Source organism: Lysobacter capsici (assembly GCF_018732085.1).
Lineage (GTDB): Bacteria > Pseudomonadota > Gammaproteobacteria > Xanthomonadales > Xanthomonadaceae > Lysobacter > Lysobacter capsici_A.
In genome coordinates this window covers 273,170-290,130 of the sequence record NZ_CP076103.1, presented here as the reverse complement: position 1 = coordinate 290,130, position 16,961 = coordinate 273,170, and the positions used below count along the sequence as shown (strand labels likewise).

The window sequence follows — 16,961 nt, the reverse complement described above, 5'->3', positions numbered from 1 at the left end:
GATTCGGCCAGAAGGCGTTATCGCTGCGCGGTCAGACCGCGCCGGAACCCTGTCCGTCACCGGGCTTGGCCGCGGCGGGTCGCATCAGGCTCAGCACCACCGAGCCGCCGATGATCGCGGCGACGCCGATCAGCGAGACCAGCACCGGGATCTTGTACACATCGATCAACAGCATCTTGCCGCCGATGAACACCAGCACCAGCGCTAGGCCGTACGGCAGCAGGTGGAAGCGGTCGGCCATGCCCTGCAGCAGGAAGAACATCGCGCGCAGGCCGAGCACGGCGAACACGTTCGAGGTCAGGACGATGAACGGGTCTTCGGTGATGGCGAAGATCGCCGGGATCGAGTCGACCGCGAAGATCACGTCGGTCACGCCGATCAGCACGATCACCGCGAACAGCGGCGTGTACCAGCGCTTGCCGTCGCGCAGGATCGACAGCTTGCTGTCGTGGTAGTCGTCGGTCAGGCGCAGATGCCCGCGCATCCACTTGAGCACCGGGTTGCTGTCCAGATCCGGCGATTTGCCGGCGGCCATCAGCATCTTGATGCCGGTGAAGATCAAGAACGCGCCGAACACGTACAAGATCCAGTGGAACTTGGCCAGCAGCAAGGCGCCGGCGAAGATCAGGATCGCGCGCAGCACGATCGCGCCGAGCACGCCGATCACCAGCACGCGCTGGCGCTGTTCCTCGGGCACGGCGAAGTACGAGAACAGCATCAGGAACACGAAGATGTTGTCGACCGCGAGCGATTTCTCGACGAGGTAACCGGTCAGGAATTCCAGGCCGATGCGGTTGCCGATGTCGGCGCCCGATTGCTCGCGCAACCACCACCACAGGCCGGCGTTGAACAGCAGCGCGAGCGCGATCCAGCCCACGCTCCACCACGCGGCTTCCTTGAAGGTGACCTTGTGCGGCCCGCCGTGGCGCATCAGCACCAGATCGACGAGCAGCGCGACAACGACGAAGGCGGCGAACGCGCCCCACAGCATCGGACTACCGATGGTTTCCATATGACTCTCCCGGATGATTAAAGGCGCTTCGTAGCCGCAGGGCACGAAGCGTCGTCCGTCGAGATCTGGAAGACGTGCCTTCGCCGCTGTCGGCGAAGGTCTTGCTCGCATCCGGCCGACGATGGTCGGTGATTCGGATGCCTGCGCACCGGGGTTGTGGACCCGTAATGACGATGCGGCAGTCGGGAGCTACTCCCCTTCTGCGCGCAAGATAGCATGTGGGCACATGAATTGCGGTTCAGCCAGGCGCTTTGCCGGCGCATCGGGCCGCGCTCAGGTGCGCAGGTCGAGCTCCGGCCGCCGCGCCGCGGTTTCGTCCCATTGCACCTGGAAGCCCGCATCGCGAAAGGCTTCGACGACGAGCCGGCCGACCCGCAGCATGTCCGCATCGGCGCCTTCCGGCGCGCCCCAGAACGCCAGCGACAAACGGCTGGCGCGCTTGGCGGCGTTCAGGTCCTGGCGCGTGTAGAAGCACACGCCGTGCAGGCCGGCGGCCTCGCCGCCGCCGTCGAGAAAGGCTTCGCCGGCATCGGAAAATCCATCCGACTGGGTGTAGCCGGCATCGTGCAGCGCGACCACGCCGGCTGGCCTGAGCGCGGCGAACACCGCGTCGATCCGCAGCCTGGCCGCGCGCCATTGCGCCTGGGTCATCTTGACCGGCTCGGGCGGCGGCGGCGGCGGTTCGGGGATCGGCTTGCCGGTCACGCGCGACAGCAGCTCGACTACGTCTTCCATCATCGCGTTGACCAGGATGTGGTTGCCGTGGCCATCGCTGATGTCGGCCTGGGCGCCGGCATCGATCAGCAACTGCACCGCGTCGGTGGTGGGCGCGAATTCGGCGGCGAGGTACAACGCGGTGCGCCCGCCCTGACCCGCGTACTCCAGCGGACTGCCGGCATCGAGCAACAGGCGCAATACCGCGAGGTTGCGCTCGACCGGAGTCGTGTTCGCACCCATCGCCGCGGTCTGCAGCGCGGTGAAACCGTAGGCGTTGAGCGCGGCCGGATCGGCGCCGGCGTCGAGGCAGGCGCGGGTGGTTTCGATGTCGCCTTCGCGCGCGGCGTCGAAGATCTTGTCGCGGCTCATGTCACGTCCTGGTCGGCGGTTGAAAGTGGTTGCGTGCGATCTGCGCAGCGCGGGCATCCGGCTCAGACGGCATGCGATCGGCTGCGCCGACGAATTGGCTCCAGCGCAAACCGGGCGATTTGGAACCGCATCCGGCGCGCGCGTCGTTCAGCTACCTGATCGTCGCATTCCCGCCCGCTTGCCGCACACCGACCGCAACTGCCGCGCCGGGTCAGTTTGTCATGGTTCTCCATGCGCGCATCACAGATTCAACGAGACAATAATCAATAAATACTCTTTACTTTTCAATTTCTTACAACATTTTTCATCACACCGTTTTTACGTATGCCCCTCGTAAATAGCAAGGACGTCAGGGGGCGTCATTAATGAAGAACATTGAAGTTTTCAGCATCGCCACCGCACGCATCTGTGCGGCCGCGCTCGAACAGCATCCCGTCGTAGCCCGATTCAACGCCGAAGAATCCGCGCGGCATATGCCCGGCGTGGACCCCAGCAATCGCGAAGCGATGGCCGCGGCGGTGCTCGCCTGCGGCGCGACCTTCGAATGGTTGATGGACGAAGGCTATCTGCGCAGCACCGCCTGCGTGAAAGAGTCCTTGAACGGCGTGCCGTTCGTGCATCTGGCGCTGCGTTATCGGCTGACCGAAAAAGGCCTGGCGATTCTCGGCGCGCACGCGAGCACCGCCGACGAAAGCCGCACGATCGGCGAGCGCCTGATCGCCGCGGTCAAGTTGGGCGGCGCCGAGCGGATCAAGGAATCGGTCAAGTTGATGATCGGCGTGGGCGCCAATGCGCGGCCTGCGTTGCAGGTGAACAGCTGATCGCAACGCAGTGACTGCAGCGAAATGCCCACGGCGGCCGATGCGGGTCCGCTAGGCGCGAGCGTCAGTCGCCGCCACTGGAACCTCGCGCCTTCGCGCCGCGTCTCATCCCCGGAGGTGTCGCACAGGTGCGAGGTTCCAGTGGCGGCGGCTGACATCGCCGAACTTCGGCGAACAGCGGACGCGCGATTGCGCGCCCGGCCCGCGGTCGATACCCCGCCCAGCCGGCTTCGTTGAAGCCGGCTGCATCGAGGCTCGGCCGGCGCTATTGAAACCTGCCGCTCAAGGCGTGTAGCTGAGCACCAACTGCGGCGCAGTCGCGCCTTCGCGCGAGGACCAGTCGACGCCGTCGGTGACGCCCGAGGCCGGCACCAGGATCACGCCGTTGTTGGCCACGCTGCCGTTCGCCCAGTTCTTGACCAGTTGCAGGCCGGTCGCGTTGAGGGCGATGGACTGCGCGCCGGTCGCGTTCGGCGTCACCGAGCCGAGCTTGCTGCCGAGCGTGGCGCCGGCGTAGGTCGCATTGCTTTCGGTCCAGGCGCTGGCGACCTGATACAGATCGTAGGCGCCGGCGGACTTGTCGCTGACCTGCAGCTTCACCTGCGCGTCGGTCAGGTTCAGGCCGTTCGCGCTCGACACGTCCCAGCCCATCAGGCCGCGCAACACCTGGCCGCCGTCGCTGCCGTCGGCGTACAGCACCGCGGTGTTGACCCGGGTGCCGCCGGATTTGACGGTGACGTCGCGGGTCGCGTTGAGGGTCAGCGACTGCGCCGGCGGCGCGCCGGCGTCGTTGCAGGTGCCGGTGAAATGATCGGTGTAGCTGCTGCCGGCGCGCGGCACGAAATCGCCGGTGTAGCCGTTCGCGGTCAAGGTCAGCTTGAGCACGCCGTAGGTGCTGGCGTTGCTGGCTTCGAGCAGGGCATGGCTGCCGCTGATGCCGTAGAACGCGCGACCGCCGGTGCCGACCAGGATCTGGCGGATGCCGTCGCTGGCGGCGGCCTGATTGGGATTCATCTTGCCGTAGCGCTGGTAGTTGTGATCGTGCCCGACCAGGACCAGGTCGGCCTTGACCGCGTACAGCGCGTCCCAGATCGGCTTGACCTGGCTGTAGCCGGTGTAGTTGCCGCGGCTGACCAGCGGGTGATGGAAGTAGGCGGCGATGCACGGCTTGGTGGTCGCGGCGAGATCGCTCTTGAGCCAGTTGATCTGCGCGGTGGCGACGGTGCCGCCGGACATGGTGTTGAGCGCGACGAAATGCCAGTCGCCCACGTCCCAGCTGTAATAGCCCTTGCTGCGATCGCCGGCCTGGCCGGTCTGGTTGCCGACGCCGTTGAAGTAGTCGAAATAACCGCTGGCGCCGGTGGTGTTGTAGTCGTGGTTGCCCGGCGACGGGCTGGTCAGCGCCTTGAAGCGGCCCCAGGTCGGCGCGTAGCGGTTGTTGTATTCGGTCAGCGTGCCGCTGCTGTAGGCGTTGTCGCCGGCGGTGAACACCGCGGTCGGGTTGATCGACACGATCAGGTCCGAGGTGCCCTGGCAGGCGTTGCCGCTGGTGTCGCAGATGTCGCCGGCGCCGGCGACGACCACGGTGGCCTTGTCCAGCGGCACCGCGCTGTACTCGTAGCGGTCGAGTTGGAAGCCGCTGTCGGGTTGGCTGAAGTAGGGCTGGATGTCGACGCACTCGCCGCGCAGCGCGCGGGTGGTGAAGCTGCGGTCGTTCCACTGCTTGCCTTCGAGCACCAGGCGGTCGCCGCCGCTGCTGCTGAGCACGAGCGAGTCGTAGCCCGACAGCTTGAGTTGCTTGAAGCCCACGCGCAGCCATTGGGCGCCGGTTTCGCACACGCGGTTGGACACCGCCTGCGACAAGGCCGCCCTGGCCAGCGGCGTGCCGCGCAGGGTCGAGGCGCTGGCGCTGATCGGCTTGCTGAGGGTGTCGTCCTCGGACAGTTGCAGCGTGCGCTGGGCGGCCTGCGCGGGCGCGAACGCGGCGCCGATGAGCACGGTGGCGAGGGCGCCGTGGGCGAGCTTGGAATTCACTGGCTGTCTCCGGGGACGGGGAGTGGCGGGTGGACGCGACGATACGAGCCGCGATGGCTGCGGAGTTTGGCCGGAAAACTGCTACATGATTGCGACGGACTTCGCGCCCGTTGCGGGCGTGGCTGAGGTCGCGGTCACAAGTTGCGCGCTTGGGCGACGATCGGTCGCGGGACTGGCCCGGCGATCGGAGCGAAGAGCGTCGCGGCTGACGCCCCTTCCACAAAAATCTTGTGTCTTAGCTCGCTTGTTTTTGTGTCTTTCTGGCTTGCTTCACGCACGCCGCATCTGCTCCGACGGCAGTGCGCCGCCACGCGTTATCGATGTCATCGCGAACCTGGCGATGAGCGGAAGCCGCAGACGATCGCTCGAGTCGATCGGGCTTACTCGCCGTCGCAGCTCCGAGGTTTCTTGTGGGAAGAGCTTCAGCGCCGACGCTTTGCGCTCAGATCGCCGGCAATCCACATCGCCTCACTCGTCATGCACCGGCGTGCCCTCGCCCGCGATCTCCAGCAATTCGATCTCGAACACCAGCACCGAATTGGGTTCGATCTGCCCGGCCATGCCGCGTTCGCCATAAGCCAGCTTGGCCGGAATCCAGAACCGGTACTGGCTGCCCGGCGTCATCAGCTGCACGCCCTCGGTCCAGCCCGGCATCACCTGCGCGAGCACGAATTCGGCCGGGTGATCGGTGTCGTAGGTGCTTTCGAACTTGCTGCCGTCGAGCAGGCGGCCGAGGTAATTCACCCGCACCGTGTCGCTGGCTTTCGGATGCGCGCCCTTGCCCGCGCGCATCACCTGGTATTGCAGCCCCGACGCGGTGGTGATCACGCCGCGCACCTGCGCGTTGCGCTTGAGAAACGCCTCGCCGGTCTGCCGATTGCGCGCCGCCAGCGCCTTGGTGTCGGCGTCGTGCTTGCTGCGCAGGTGTTCGCTGAACCCTTCGCGGATGCGCTTGCTCTGCGCTTCGTCGAACAGCGAGGGCCGGCCGGCCTGGGCGTCGCGGATCGCGCGCAGCACCACCTCGGTATCGAGTTCTCCACGCACCGGTTCGATGCTGCGGGCGAAATCGCGGCCGACGATGTAGCTGACCTTCGCCTTGTCGCTGTCCACCTGCGCCGCGGTGAGCGGCGCGGGTGCGTCCGTCGCCCCTGGTTTCGACGCGTCTTTGGACGCGGGCGTACATGCGACGACGGCAATCACTGCGGCGCTGAGAAGGCAGGTGCGGGGAACGGTCGAACGGGGCATGCAGGCGGCTCCGTGAGGCGATGGTGGCGTGAGTCGGTCGATACGGATCAGTCGGTCACCGCGAACGTCAGCATCATGCCCATGTCCTCGTGTTCGAGGTTGTGGCAATGAAGCATGTAGCGCTGGGTGCCGCTGAAAGGTTGAGAGAAATCGATCGCCAGGCGCACGACCTCGCCGGGCCAGACCACGACCGTGTCGCTCCAGCCCAGGTCCTGCGGGTTCAAGCCGCCGGCGGCGACCTGACGGCCGCGGATGTCCGGCGGGCTGATCGCGCGCGACAGGATCCGGAACTGAAACCCGTGCAGATGGATCGGGTGCGGCATGCTGGTCATGCTGTTGCGGATTTCCCACACCTCGCGGCTGCCGCGCCGGATCGAAAACGCGGGCTCGTGGCCGCTGAGGTGGAAATTCCAGTCGTTGATGAACCAGCGGCCTGCTTCGTCCATGCGCAGGCGCAGGGCGCGCACCGGCCAGGCGGCGGTATCGGGCAGCGGGCCGATGCTGGAGATCGCGCTCAGGTCGGGCAGGTGCGCGGGCGGACGCTTGTCGGTCGCGCACTCGATCACCCGCAGCTCCATCAGGTCGAGCGGCTCGCCCATCGCGGCGGCGCCGGGATGATCGGCCATCGGGTCGGGCAGGAACGCGCCCGACTCGTCCTCGTTCTCCATCGCAACAAAGTCCAGGCTGCGCAGCATCACCCGTTCGCCGGGCTTGAGCGCGCTGAAGTCGACCAGCACGTCGATGCGCTGGGCCGGTGCGAGGAATACGTCGTCGACCGGCCAGGCGCGTTCGAGCAGGCCGCCGTCGGTGCCGATCAATTGCATCGTCAGCGCGCGTTCGCCCTGCATGAACGCCGCGCGCAGCATGCGCGCGTTGGCGACGTTGGCCAGGCGGAAGCGATACCACGCCGGGATCACCTCGAGATAAGGCTCGGGCGTCCAGTTGACCAGCACGCGATTGCCGATCCAGTCGTCGGCGCCGTCCTTGTAGACGATCGCGTTGTCGGCGCCGACCTGCTTGTCGGCGATCATCAACGGCAGGTCGCGTTCGCCCCAACGCATGCCCAGGCGCTGGCGCAGCGCGAGTTCCTCGGCGTCCTCGATCAACAGCAGGCCGGCCAGCCCGCGTTGCAGCTGCACGCCGGTGCGGCCGTGCGGATGGGCGTGATACCAGTACAGGCCGGCGCGGTTGTCGATGCGCAGGCGATAGCGCCGTTGCTTGCCCGGTTCGACCGGATGCAGGCCGCTGCCGTCGTTGGCTTCGTCGACCGACAGGCCGTGCCAGTGGATCGTGGTGGCTTCGGCGAGGCGGTTGTCGAGGCCGACCTCGATGGTGTCGCCGCGGCGCGCGCGCAGCAGCGGGTTGACGACCGCGCGCGCCTTGGCCTGCGTCGCGTAGGCCCACAACTGCGTGGGCGCGCCAGGAAACAGCGCTTGTGTCGTCGTCTGCGCGATCAGTTGCAGCGGCTGCTTGAGTTCGATCTCGGCCAGCAGCCCTTCCCCGCCCGGCAATCGCAATGGCTGCACGAAGCGCGCCTGGGGCGCGAGCCGTTGCAGGTCCGGCGCGGCGGCCGAACCCATGCGGTGGCCGTGCCCGCCGGTCCAGCGCCACATCGCGATCGGCCCGGCCACGGTGGCGGCGCCGCCCACGGCGAGGCCGACCAGGAAACGACGGCGTTGCGGATCGGTCATCGGTGCGCGGTCCCCGGCTGCATGGTGCGACGGCTCTGACGGTGGCTCGTGAGCGACCCGCCATCATCCACGTCGGTTATTGCAGATGCTGCCGGCAGGCGATGCTTCTGTGACGCGGGTCAATCCTGGGGCCGTCGATCGCGACGCTCAGATCGAATCGTCGAGCTTGGCCTGCCAGATCCGGTCGCCGAGTTCGTGCAGCTCGACCCCGGCGAAGAACTGTTCGCCGAGCAGCGCGTAGTCGGGTTCGCTCGCGCCGCGCCAGTCGAGAAACTTCGGCCGATGCACCGCGAACCCCTGCGGATGGGCGGCGTTGCGGTAGGGGATGGCCATGGTCAGGGTCAGATCGGCGGCGTGATCGCGCGCGATCACGATCAGGGCGTCGATGCGTCCCGACGGCAACGTGATGTAGCCGTCGTGGACCACCACCGCCTGCGCGGCCTCGTCGTCGTTCTGGGCCAGGCGCGCGCGGGCCAGGGCCACGCCGTCCTCGAGCGAGTCGGCGTCGTAGCGTTCCATCTTGCGCTCGCCCTGTGCGTCCTCGTAGGCGTACAGCGGAATCAGCGCCTCGCCGTCGGCGACGCACCACACCCCGTGCGCGGCGAAGAAGCCGGCCAGTCGGATTGCTTGCTCCACGAAACTCCCCTCGACGTCGATTCAGTCGGCCCCCCGGCCGGGTCACTTTACACGCTGGCGGGTAGGTTGCGACGCACTTGGATTGCGGCTCGATCAACCCTTTGCCTTGGAAAAGGAGCAGTAAGTCGCAGCTCCATCGAGGAGTTCCCTCCTTTGAAAAAGGGGCAGGGGGATTTGCTTTTGCTCTTGCCTTGGCCTGATCGCTTGCACGCGGGCAAAAGCAAATCCCCCGCGCTGGCGTTTCGATCCGACTTCGTGCCGACGTTGGGCGCCCGCCCCCTTTTTCAAAGTGTGCGACGGTTGGCGTGAGGGTCGCTTTCGTAGGAGCTCGTAACCCGCCGGGGCCTCATCGATAGACCGTCATTTACACCGATCGCTTCAATGGGGGGGATCGACGCCTGTCGAAGGGGTTCCCCCCTTTGAAAAAGAGGGGCCAGGGGGATTTGCACTTGCCTTGGTCGATCGCTTGCACCGTGGCGAAAAGCAAATCCCCCGCGCCGGTGTTTTGATCCGGCTTCGTGCCGACGTTGGGCGCCCGCCCCCTTTTTCAAAGTGGGCGACGATTGACGCGTGGGCGCTTCTTGGGGAATCGCCTGAGCCACCGAACGCTTCCGTGAAAGTCTTCGGCCGTCGACGGCTTCAACAAGGGATCGCCTCCCAACGAAGGGTTCCCCCCTTTGAAAAAGGGGGGCCAGGGGGGATTTGCTTTTGCTTTTGGCTTGATCGCTCGCCTCCTGGCGAAAATCAAATCCCGCGCGCCGGCGTCTCGATCCGGCTTCGTGCCGCCAACGACGTCTCGCCCCTGCGCAGCACCCACGTCCGCAACGCCACATAGAACACCGGCGTCAGGAACAAACCGAACAAGGTCACCCCAAGCATCCCGGCGAACACCGTCACCCCGGTCGCCGCGCGCACTTCGCTACCGGCGCCTTGTCCGACCAGCAACGGCACGGTGCCGGCGATGAAAGCGATCGAAGTCATCACGATCGGCCGCAGACGCAGGCGGCAGGCTTCCAGCGCGGCCTCGACGATGCCGCGTCCCTGCCGCTCCAGTTCGCGCGCGAACTCGACGATCAGGATCGCGTTCTTGCACGCGAGCCCCATCAGCACCACCAGGCCGACCTGCACGAATACGTTGTTGTCGCCGCCGCTGAGCCACACCCCGGCCAGCGCCGACAACAAGGTCATCGGCACGATCAGGATCACCGCCAGCGGCAAGGTCCAGCTTTCGTACAAGGCCGCCAGCACCAGGAACGCCAGCAGCACCGCCAGCGGAAACACGATCAGCGCCGACGAACCCTGGGTCGCCTGCTGATAACTCAGGTCGGTCCATTCGATCCGCATGCCGTTGGGCAGCGCGTCCCGCGCGATGTCGCGCAGCGACTGCATGGCCTGGCTCGACGACAGCACGCGCGGATCGGCCTCGCCGATCAGGTCGGCGGCCGGATAGCCGTTGTAGCGGATCACCGGGTCCGGGCCGTAGCTGTGGCCGAGCGTCACCATCGAGCCCAGCGGCACCATCTGCCCGCGATCGTTGCGCACGCGCAGGTTGGCGATGTCCTCGACGCTGTCGCGATGCGCGCCGTCGGCCTGGGCGATCACCTGGTAGGTGCGGCCGAACTGGTTGAAGTCGTTGACGTAGGCCGAGCCCAGATAGGTCTGCAAGGTATCGAACAGCTCGCTCAGCGGCACGCCCTGCGCCTTGGCCTTGAGCCGGTCGACCTGTGCATCGAGTTGCGGCACGTTGGCCTGGTAGGTGCTGATCGGCACGCCCAACCCCGGCGTGGCCGCGATCGCGCCGGTGAAATCGTTGAGTGCGTTCTGCAGCGCGCCGTAGCCCTGACCGTCGCGATCCTGGATATACAGCGCATAGCCCGAGCCGGTGCCCAGACCGAGAATCGGCGGCGGCATGAACGAGAACGCCACGCCCTCCTGCAGGCCGGCGAATTTCTCGTTGAGTTCGGCGTTGATCGCCTCGGCGCTGCGGCCGCGCCGGCCGAACGGTTCGAGTTCGAAGAACAACGTCCCGCTGTTCGGGGTATTGGTGAACTGCAACGGGTTCAGGCCGGGATAGCCTTCCGACGCGTCCACTCCATCGGTCCGCATCGCGATCGCGCTCATCTTGCGGATCAAGGCATCGGTGCGCGACAACGACGCGCCGGCGGGCAGTTGCACGCCGCCGATCAGGTACAGCTTGTCCTGGGTCGGGATGAACCCGCCCGGCACCGCCTTGAACATCAGCCCGCTCAGCGCGAGCAACAGCACGTACACCGCGAGCACCGCGCCACGCCGGCCGAGCAGACGGCCGATCGCGCCGTGGTAGCGCTGCGAGCTCGATGCGAAGAACCGGTTGAACGGACCGAACAGCCAGCCCAGCAGGCGATCGATGACTCGTGTCGCGGCGTCCTTCGGCGCGCCGTGCGGCTTGAGCAACAAGGCCGCGAGCGCCGGCGACAGGGTCAATGAGTTGATCGCCGAAATCACCGTGGAGATCGCGATGGTTACCGCGAACTGTTTGTAGAACTGCCCGGTCACACCCGACAGGAACGCCATCGGCACAAACACCGCGCACAGTACCAGGGCGATGGCGATGATCGGCCCGGACACCTCGCGCATCGCCTGATGCGCCGCCTCCAACGGCGTCAGCCCGTCTTCGATATTGCGCTCGACGTTTTCCACCACCACGATCGCGTCGTCGACCACGATGCCGATCGCCAGCACCAGACCGAACAGGCTCAAGGTGTTGATCGAGAATCCGAGCACGTAAAGGGCCGCGAACGTGCCGACCACCGACACCGGCACCGCCAGCAGCGGGATGATCGACGCACGCCAGGTCTGCAGGAACACGATCACCACCAGCACCACCAGCAGCACCGCTTCGGCGAGCGTGGTCACCACCGCCTTGATCGAATCGCGCACGAACACGGTCGGGTCGTAGACGATGCGGTATTCCAATCCAGGCGGGAATTTCCGCGACAATTCGTCCATGCGTTCGCGCACCGCGTCCGACAGCGCGATCGAATTGGCGCCGGGCGATTCGAAGATGCCGATCGCCACCGCGTCGACGTTGTCGAGTTGCGCGCGCAAGGTGTAGTCGGCGGCGTCGAGTTCGATCCGCGCCACGTCCGACAAGTACACCAGGCGGCCGTCGTCATCGCTCTTGAGCACGATCCGGGCGAATTCGGCCACCGTGTTCAAGCGGCCCTGGCTGTTGATCGGGATCAGGAAATCGCTGCCGCCGGGCATCGGTTCGGCGCCGAGCTGGCCGGCGGAGACCTGCACGTTCTGTTCGCGGATCGCGCGCACCACGTCGCCGGCGCTGAGGCCGCGCGCGGCGATACGGCCCGGATCAAGCCAGATCCGCATCGCGTAGTCGCCGCCGCCGAACATCTGGGTCTGGCCCACGCCGGGCAGGCGCGCGAGTTCGTCCTTGAGTTTCAAGGTCGCGTAGTTGCGCAGGTACAGCGAATCGTACTGGCCGCCGGGCGATACCAGATGCACCAGCATGGTCAGGGTCGGCGATTGCTTCTGCGTGGTCACGCCTTGCCGGCGCACGTCCTCGGGCAAGCGCGCCTGCGCCTGGCTGACCCGGTTCTGCACCTGCACCTGGGCCTGGTCGGGATCGGTGCCGGGCTTGAAGGTCACCGTGGTGATCAGCACACCGTCGGTGCCGGCCACCGACTTCATGTACATCATGTCCTGCACGCCGTTGATCGCTTCCTCCAGCGGCGTGGCCACAGTCTGCGCGATCACTTTCGGATTGGCGCCGGGATAGACCGCGCGCACCACCACGGTCGGCGGCACCACGTCGGGGTATTCGCTGACCGGCAGCAGCGGCAGCGCGATCAGGCCGGCGGCGAAGATCAGGATCGACAGCACCGCGGCGAAGATCGGCCGGTCGATGAAGAAACGCGAGAAGTCCATGACGGTGTCCTGCCGCGACGCGCGGCCGCAAGGGATCGCGGCCGACGCAGCGATGTCGGCCGTTGTATGGGGAGTAACCGGGATTGCCGCGGCGATTCGCATCGCCGCATTCGCGCTTACGCCGCGGCGGCGGCGGCGCCCGCATCGGGCGCACGCCGCACCTGCACGCCGAACTCGCGCAGGCGCTGCAGGTGGTACGCCGGGTCGATCACGCCATCCGGCGTGTACAGGCCCGGCGCGAGCGCGTCGCCGCCGGCCAGCCCGAGCAGGCGTTCGACCCCGAGCGCGATGCCGATCGCGGTCACCGGCGCCTGGCCTTGCGGATGGGTCAGCTCATGCCGGCGACGCGCGATGCGGCCGTCGTGCAGCTCGCCTTCGAGCTCGATCACGATCTCGGTCGAGAACGCCTCGCCGCGACGCCGGCTCGCGCTTTCGCCCAGCGCCATGTCGAGCCGGACCGAATGCGCGTCGGTCGCCGCGGCCAGGCTGACCACGTCCAGCGGCGAATACGCCGACGCCGCCACACGGGTGCCGTCCACGCTCAGGAAACTGCGCGCGGCTTCGTCGCCGCGCACCCAGCGCCAGCGGCCGTTTTCGAGAATCTGCGCGGCAGCGGCGTCGACCAGGCGTTCGTAGTCGGCCGCCGCGGCCGGGCCGCCCATGTCGTGTTCGTCGAGCAGCGCGCCGATGTCGATCCGGTCGACGCGGCGGAATGCTTCGGCGAAATGCAGCGCCGGCAAGGTCGACGCGCCGGCCAGCCAGTGGCTGGCGAGCAGGATCGGCGCGGCGCCCGGCGCGCGCAGATGGCGGGCCACCTCCGGGGCGATTTCGAACGATCCGCTGGAGGTGCTGACGTAGGGCAAGCCATGGCGCTGCGCGTACTTGAGCGAGTTGAGGGTGTCGTCCTTCACGAACAGCACCACCGCGGAGAACTGCGCGTCCTCCGGCAGGCCCAGGTCGGCGCGTTGCAGGTCCACGCGCAAGGCGTGGGCGTGGCCGAGGGTCGCGGCGACCGCCTCGGCGCGGGCCAGGTCGCGGCCGGCGATCGCGATCGGCAACTCGGGATGCAGCCGGCGCAGGGCCTGCGCGCCTTGCGCGCCGACCACGCCGGAACCGCCGATGATGAGGACGGGCTTGAGAGCGTTTGCGTTCATGACGAGGATTCCGTGGGGACGTGGTAGGGGCATGGCCGGCGCGGGTCCGGCGGGCGACCCGATTCAAACTACGATTGGTAACTTACCAACAGTAGGATACATTTGGCGCGCCAATGTCAAGCACTTCCCGATCGCTTCCGTAGAGCCGCGCCCATGAGCCCTTCCGCCCCCGCCCGCCGCCTGCCCAAGGCCGAACGCCGCGACCAATTGCTGGAAACGGCGATGGCGATCGTGCGCGAGCAAGGCACCGACGCCCTGACCCTGGGCTACGTGGCCGAACGCGCCGGAGTCAGCAAGCCGATCGCCTACGAACACTTCGGCACCCGCTCGGGCCTGCTGATCGCGCTGTACAAGCAGATCGACGAGCGCCAGGCCACGATCGTGGCGCAGGATTTCGCCCGCACGCCCAAGCGCCTGGCCGATGTCGCCGCATTGATCGGCGACAGCTACATGAGCTGCTTCCGCACCGCCGGCCCGGAATGCCACGCGATCTTCGCCGCGCTCAAGGGCGACGAGCAGATGGAGCGCGTGCAGCAGGAACTGGTGCAGGGCTATGTGGCGTTCTATCGCGACCTGCTGGCGCCGTACGCGAAGGTCGACGACGCCGAACTGCGGCGCCGCTGCATCGCGATCGTCGGCGCGGGCGAGTCCTTGTCGCGCGAGATGAGCGCCGGACGCATGACCGAAATGGACGCGGCGCGGACCTTGGCGTCGTTGATCGAGCGCTGGATGCGCGCGGATTAGCCGCTACCGCGAATCATGTCCGGCTGCGGCTCAGTGGCAACCGCCGCCGTCGCTGCTGCTGCCGTTGCCCGCATCTTCGTCGCGCTCATAGCGATAGGCCACGGCCGAACTGCCCACCGTCGCAACCTCGCTTCGGATCGCCATCGATCGCGCAGGAACGTCTCCAACGCGGCCGCGCATTACAAAACCTTCATGCAACAAAGGCCTGTCGCGGGGTTGACCCGGCGGCGATCGGCGAGGATCATGCGCCCGTTCACGCATTCCCGCCCACACCAGAGGCTCCCCTTGGACAGTCGATCTAGACCTTTGCTGCAGCGCGCGCGCTGACGGATCGCCACAGGTCTGGGATGTCCCAGGTCGGCCCCGTTCGCGCAGAACGGAGCCGCTATCGCCGAATCGCCGATTCGCGCGACTCTCTACAAAGCACTGCAGTTTCAATCTGAAGACACCTGCCCAGGTGGCCTTTGGCGTTTCCGTTCGTCCGGAGATCGCCGATGCCCCCGAAGATCGCATTCGCCCCGATTGCAGCGCGCTTGCCCGCATCCGCGCGTGCGGCGCGCGCCGACGCGCGCGCGTTCGTCGATGACGCCGTCGCACCCGGCCGCGCGCCGTCCGGCGACGCGCGCCTGATCGCGCGCTGGCAGCGCAATCCACTCGATCGCCGTCTCGAATGCCGCTGGCATGCGGCCCGCGCCGAAGGCGTGAGCGAGGAACCTCCGCCGGCCGCGCGCCCGCACACCGTCCTCACCCACGCCGCTGTAGTTCGATTGATCTGCGCCGCCGCTCCATCGCGCCGCATCGAGGTTCGCCATGACGCCCATCGTCCGTCACCGTTCGCTCTCCCCGCTGGTCGCCGCGCTGGTGCGCGCGCGCGGCTGGCCCAATGCCTATGACCTGGCCGCGTTCGCGCTGCTGATCGCCGCCGCCGCCGCGCTCGCGCACGGCGCGGCCGACCTGCGCGAGCCGCTGGCCGGCCTGAGCGAGCAGCCGGTATCGCTGCGGATCGCGAACCTGCCCGAGTACGCGCTGCGTACCACCTTGCGCATGTTCGCGGCGATGCTCGCCTCGCTGTTGTTCACCTTCGTTGTCGCCACCTGGGCGGCCAAGAGCCGCCGCGCCGAACGGGTGATCGTGCCCGCGCTCGACATCCTGCAATCGGTGCCGGTGCTCGGGTTCCTGAGCTTCACCGTAACCTTCTTCCTCGGCCTGTTCCCGGGTCGCCAGCTCGGCGCGGAATGCGCGGCGGTGTTCGCGATCTTCACCAGCCAGGCCTGGAACATGACCTTTTCGTTCTATCAATCGCTGCGCACGGTGCCGCGCGATCTGGACGAAGTCAGCCGCGGTTTCGGCCTGAGCGCGTGGCAGCGTTTCTGGCGCCTGGAAGCGCCGTTCGCCGCGCCCGGACTGGTGTGGAACATGATGATGTCGATGTCGGGCGGCTGGTTCTTCGTGGTCGCGTCCGAGGCGATCACGGTCGGCCACACCACGGTCGAATTGCCGGGCATCGGCTCGTATCTGGCGCTGGCGATCGCGCAGCGGAACATCGCCGCGGTGGCGTGGGCGGTGTTGGCGATGGCGGCGTTGATCGCGCTCTACGATCAGTTGCTGTTCCGCCCGATCGTGGCCTGGGCCGACAAGTTCCGGGTCGAGCAGACCGCCGGGCAGCAGCGGCCGGCGTCGTGGGTCTACGACATGGCGCGACGCACGCGCCTGCTCAAGCGCGCGCTGCGGCCGATCGCGTGGCTGTGGCAACGCGCGATGCTCGTGCGGTTGCGCGCGCGCGCGACGGCGGCGACGCCCGAGCGCGTGGCCACGACGAATTGGGGCGATCGCCTCTGGCTGGTGCTGACCCTCGCGGTGGCCGCATGGGGCGGCTGGTTCGCGTTCGACTACGGCCGTCAGACGCTGAGCCTGGGCGATGTGGCCGAGGCGTTCGGCGGCGGGCTGGCGACGTTGTTGCGGGTGGCGATCCTGATCGCCATCGCCAGCGCGATCTGGGTGCCGATCGGAGTGTGGATCGGTCTGCGTCCGCGCCTGGCCCAGCGCGTGCAGCCGCTCGCGCAGTTCCTCGCCGCGTTTCCGGCCAACGTGCTGTTCCCGGTGGCGGTGATCGCGATCATGCGCACCGGCGCGAATCCGAACCTGTGGTTGTCGCCGCTGATGGTGCTCGGCACCCAGTGGTACATCCTGTTCAACGTCATCGCCGGCGCCAGCGCGTACCCGACCGATCTGCGCGAAGCCGCGACGGTGTATCGGCTGCGTTCGTGGACCTGGTGGCGGCGCGCGATCCTGCCCGGCGTATTTCCCTATTACGTCACCGGCGCGCTGACCGCGTCGGGCGGTTCGTGGAACGCGAGCATCGTCGCCGAGCTGGTGCATTGGGGCGACCAGCGCGTCGAAGCCTACGGCCTGGGTTCCTACATCGCGCGCGCTACCGAGGCCGGCGATTTCCATCGGGTGGTGCTCGGCGTCGCGGTGATGTCGCTGTTCGTCACCTTGTTCAACCGAACCGTGTGGCGCCCGCTGTACGCCTACGCCGAACGGCGGCTGCGCCTGGATTGACCGTTCGCGGCGGCGCCTGCATTCGCATCGGCGCGCCGTGTTTTCGCTATCG

Annotated in this window: 12 protein-coding genes and 1 pseudogene; 4 read left to right on the top strand and 9 right to left on the bottom strand. The window is 67.3% G+C overall.

Annotation, left to right across the window (positions count from 1 at the left end; translation table 11 throughout):
- Positions 1-31: 31 nt before the first annotated feature.
- A complete protein-coding gene (locus tag KME82_RS01200) occupies positions 32-1,012 on the bottom strand; it encodes a TerC family protein (protein WP_215496910.1) in 981 nt (326 codons plus the stop codon).
- 273 nt (positions 1,013-1,285) lie between these two features.
- Complete coding sequence (locus KME82_RS01195) at positions 1,286-2,098, bottom strand: ankyrin repeat domain-containing protein (RefSeq protein WP_215496909.1); 813 nt, start codon at positions 2,096-2,098, stop codon at positions 1,286-1,288.
- 365 nt (positions 2,099-2,463) lie between these two features.
- On the opposite strand from KME82_RS01195, the gene KME82_RS01190 reads away from it, so the two are divergent.
- Positions 2,464-2,919, top strand: a complete 456-nt coding sequence (locus KME82_RS01190) for a hypothetical protein (protein ID WP_215496908.1) — start codon at positions 2,464-2,466, stop codon at positions 2,917-2,919.
- A 282-nt stretch (positions 2,920-3,201) separates the two neighbouring features.
- Here KME82_RS01190 and KME82_RS01185 read toward each other — a convergent pair whose 3' ends face one another.
- From KME82_RS01185 to KME82_RS01160, 6 genes are all read right to left on the bottom strand, one after another.
- Positions 3,202-4,953 carry a DNRLRE domain-containing protein gene (locus KME82_RS01185; protein WP_215496907.1) on the bottom strand — a complete coding sequence of 584 codons (1,752 nt, stop codon included), beginning with the start codon at positions 4,951-4,953 and terminating at the stop codon, positions 3,202-3,204.
- Between the two features lie 468 nt (positions 4,954-5,421).
- On the bottom strand, positions 5,422-6,063 hold the full coding sequence (locus tag KME82_RS01180; protein WP_215496906.1) for an FKBP-type peptidyl-prolyl cis-trans isomerase: 642 nt from the start codon (positions 6,061-6,063) through the stop codon (positions 5,422-5,424).
- 182 nt (positions 6,064-6,245) lie between these two features.
- Positions 6,246-7,889: a multicopper oxidase family protein gene (locus tag KME82_RS01175; RefSeq protein WP_215496905.1), complete on the bottom strand. Its 1,644-nt coding sequence runs from the start codon at positions 7,887-7,889 to the stop codon at positions 6,246-6,248.
- 147 nt (positions 7,890-8,036) lie between these two features.
- Positions 8,037-8,525 (bottom strand): hypothetical protein, encoded by a 489-nt coding sequence (locus KME82_RS01170; protein ID WP_215496904.1) that lies wholly within the window; start codon positions 8,523-8,525, stop codon positions 8,037-8,039.
- Positions 8,526-9,269: 744 nt separating this feature from the next.
- Positions 9,270-12,449 carry an efflux RND transporter permease subunit gene (locus KME82_RS01165; RefSeq protein ID WP_215496903.1) on the bottom strand — a complete coding sequence of 1,060 codons (3,180 nt, stop codon included), beginning with the start codon at positions 12,447-12,449 and terminating at the stop codon, positions 9,270-9,272.
- A gap of 116 nt (positions 12,450-12,565) precedes the next feature.
- Positions 12,566-13,603: a hypothetical protein gene (locus tag KME82_RS01160; RefSeq protein ID WP_215496902.1), complete on the bottom strand. Its 1,038-nt coding sequence runs from the start codon at positions 13,601-13,603 to the stop codon at positions 12,566-12,568.
- Positions 13,604-13,756: 153 nt separating this feature from the next.
- On the opposite strand from KME82_RS01160, the gene KME82_RS01155 reads away from it, so the two are divergent.
- Entirely contained in the window at positions 13,757-14,347 is a 591-nt protein-coding gene (locus tag KME82_RS01155; protein ID WP_215496901.1) for a TetR/AcrR family transcriptional regulator, read from the top strand.
- Positions 14,348-14,781: 434 nt separating this feature from the next.
- Here KME82_RS01155 and KME82_RS01150 read toward each other — a convergent pair whose 3' ends face one another.
- Positions 14,782-15,159 carry a hypothetical protein gene (locus KME82_RS01150; protein ID WP_215496900.1) on the bottom strand — a complete coding sequence of 126 codons (378 nt, stop codon included), beginning with the start codon at positions 15,157-15,159 and terminating at the stop codon, positions 14,782-14,784.
- On the opposite strand from KME82_RS01150, the pseudogene KME82_RS26935 reads away from it, so the two are divergent.
- Both KME82_RS26935 and KME82_RS26930 read left to right on the top strand, forming a co-directional pair.
- Positions 15,158-15,931 (top strand): annotated as a pseudogene (locus tag KME82_RS26935) (ABC transporter permease subunit); the annotation flags it as partial. The gene KME82_RS01150 and the pseudogene KME82_RS26935 overlap by 2 nt on opposite strands.
- The gene (locus KME82_RS26930; RefSeq protein ID WP_430538876.1) at positions 15,920-16,909 is read left to right on the top strand and encodes an ABC transporter permease subunit; all 990 of its coding nucleotides are present in this window, start codon (positions 15,920-15,922) and stop codon (positions 16,907-16,909) included. The pseudogene KME82_RS26935 and the gene KME82_RS26930, both read left to right, overlap by 12 nt.
- The last annotated feature ends 52 nt before the right edge of the window (positions 16,910-16,961 follow it).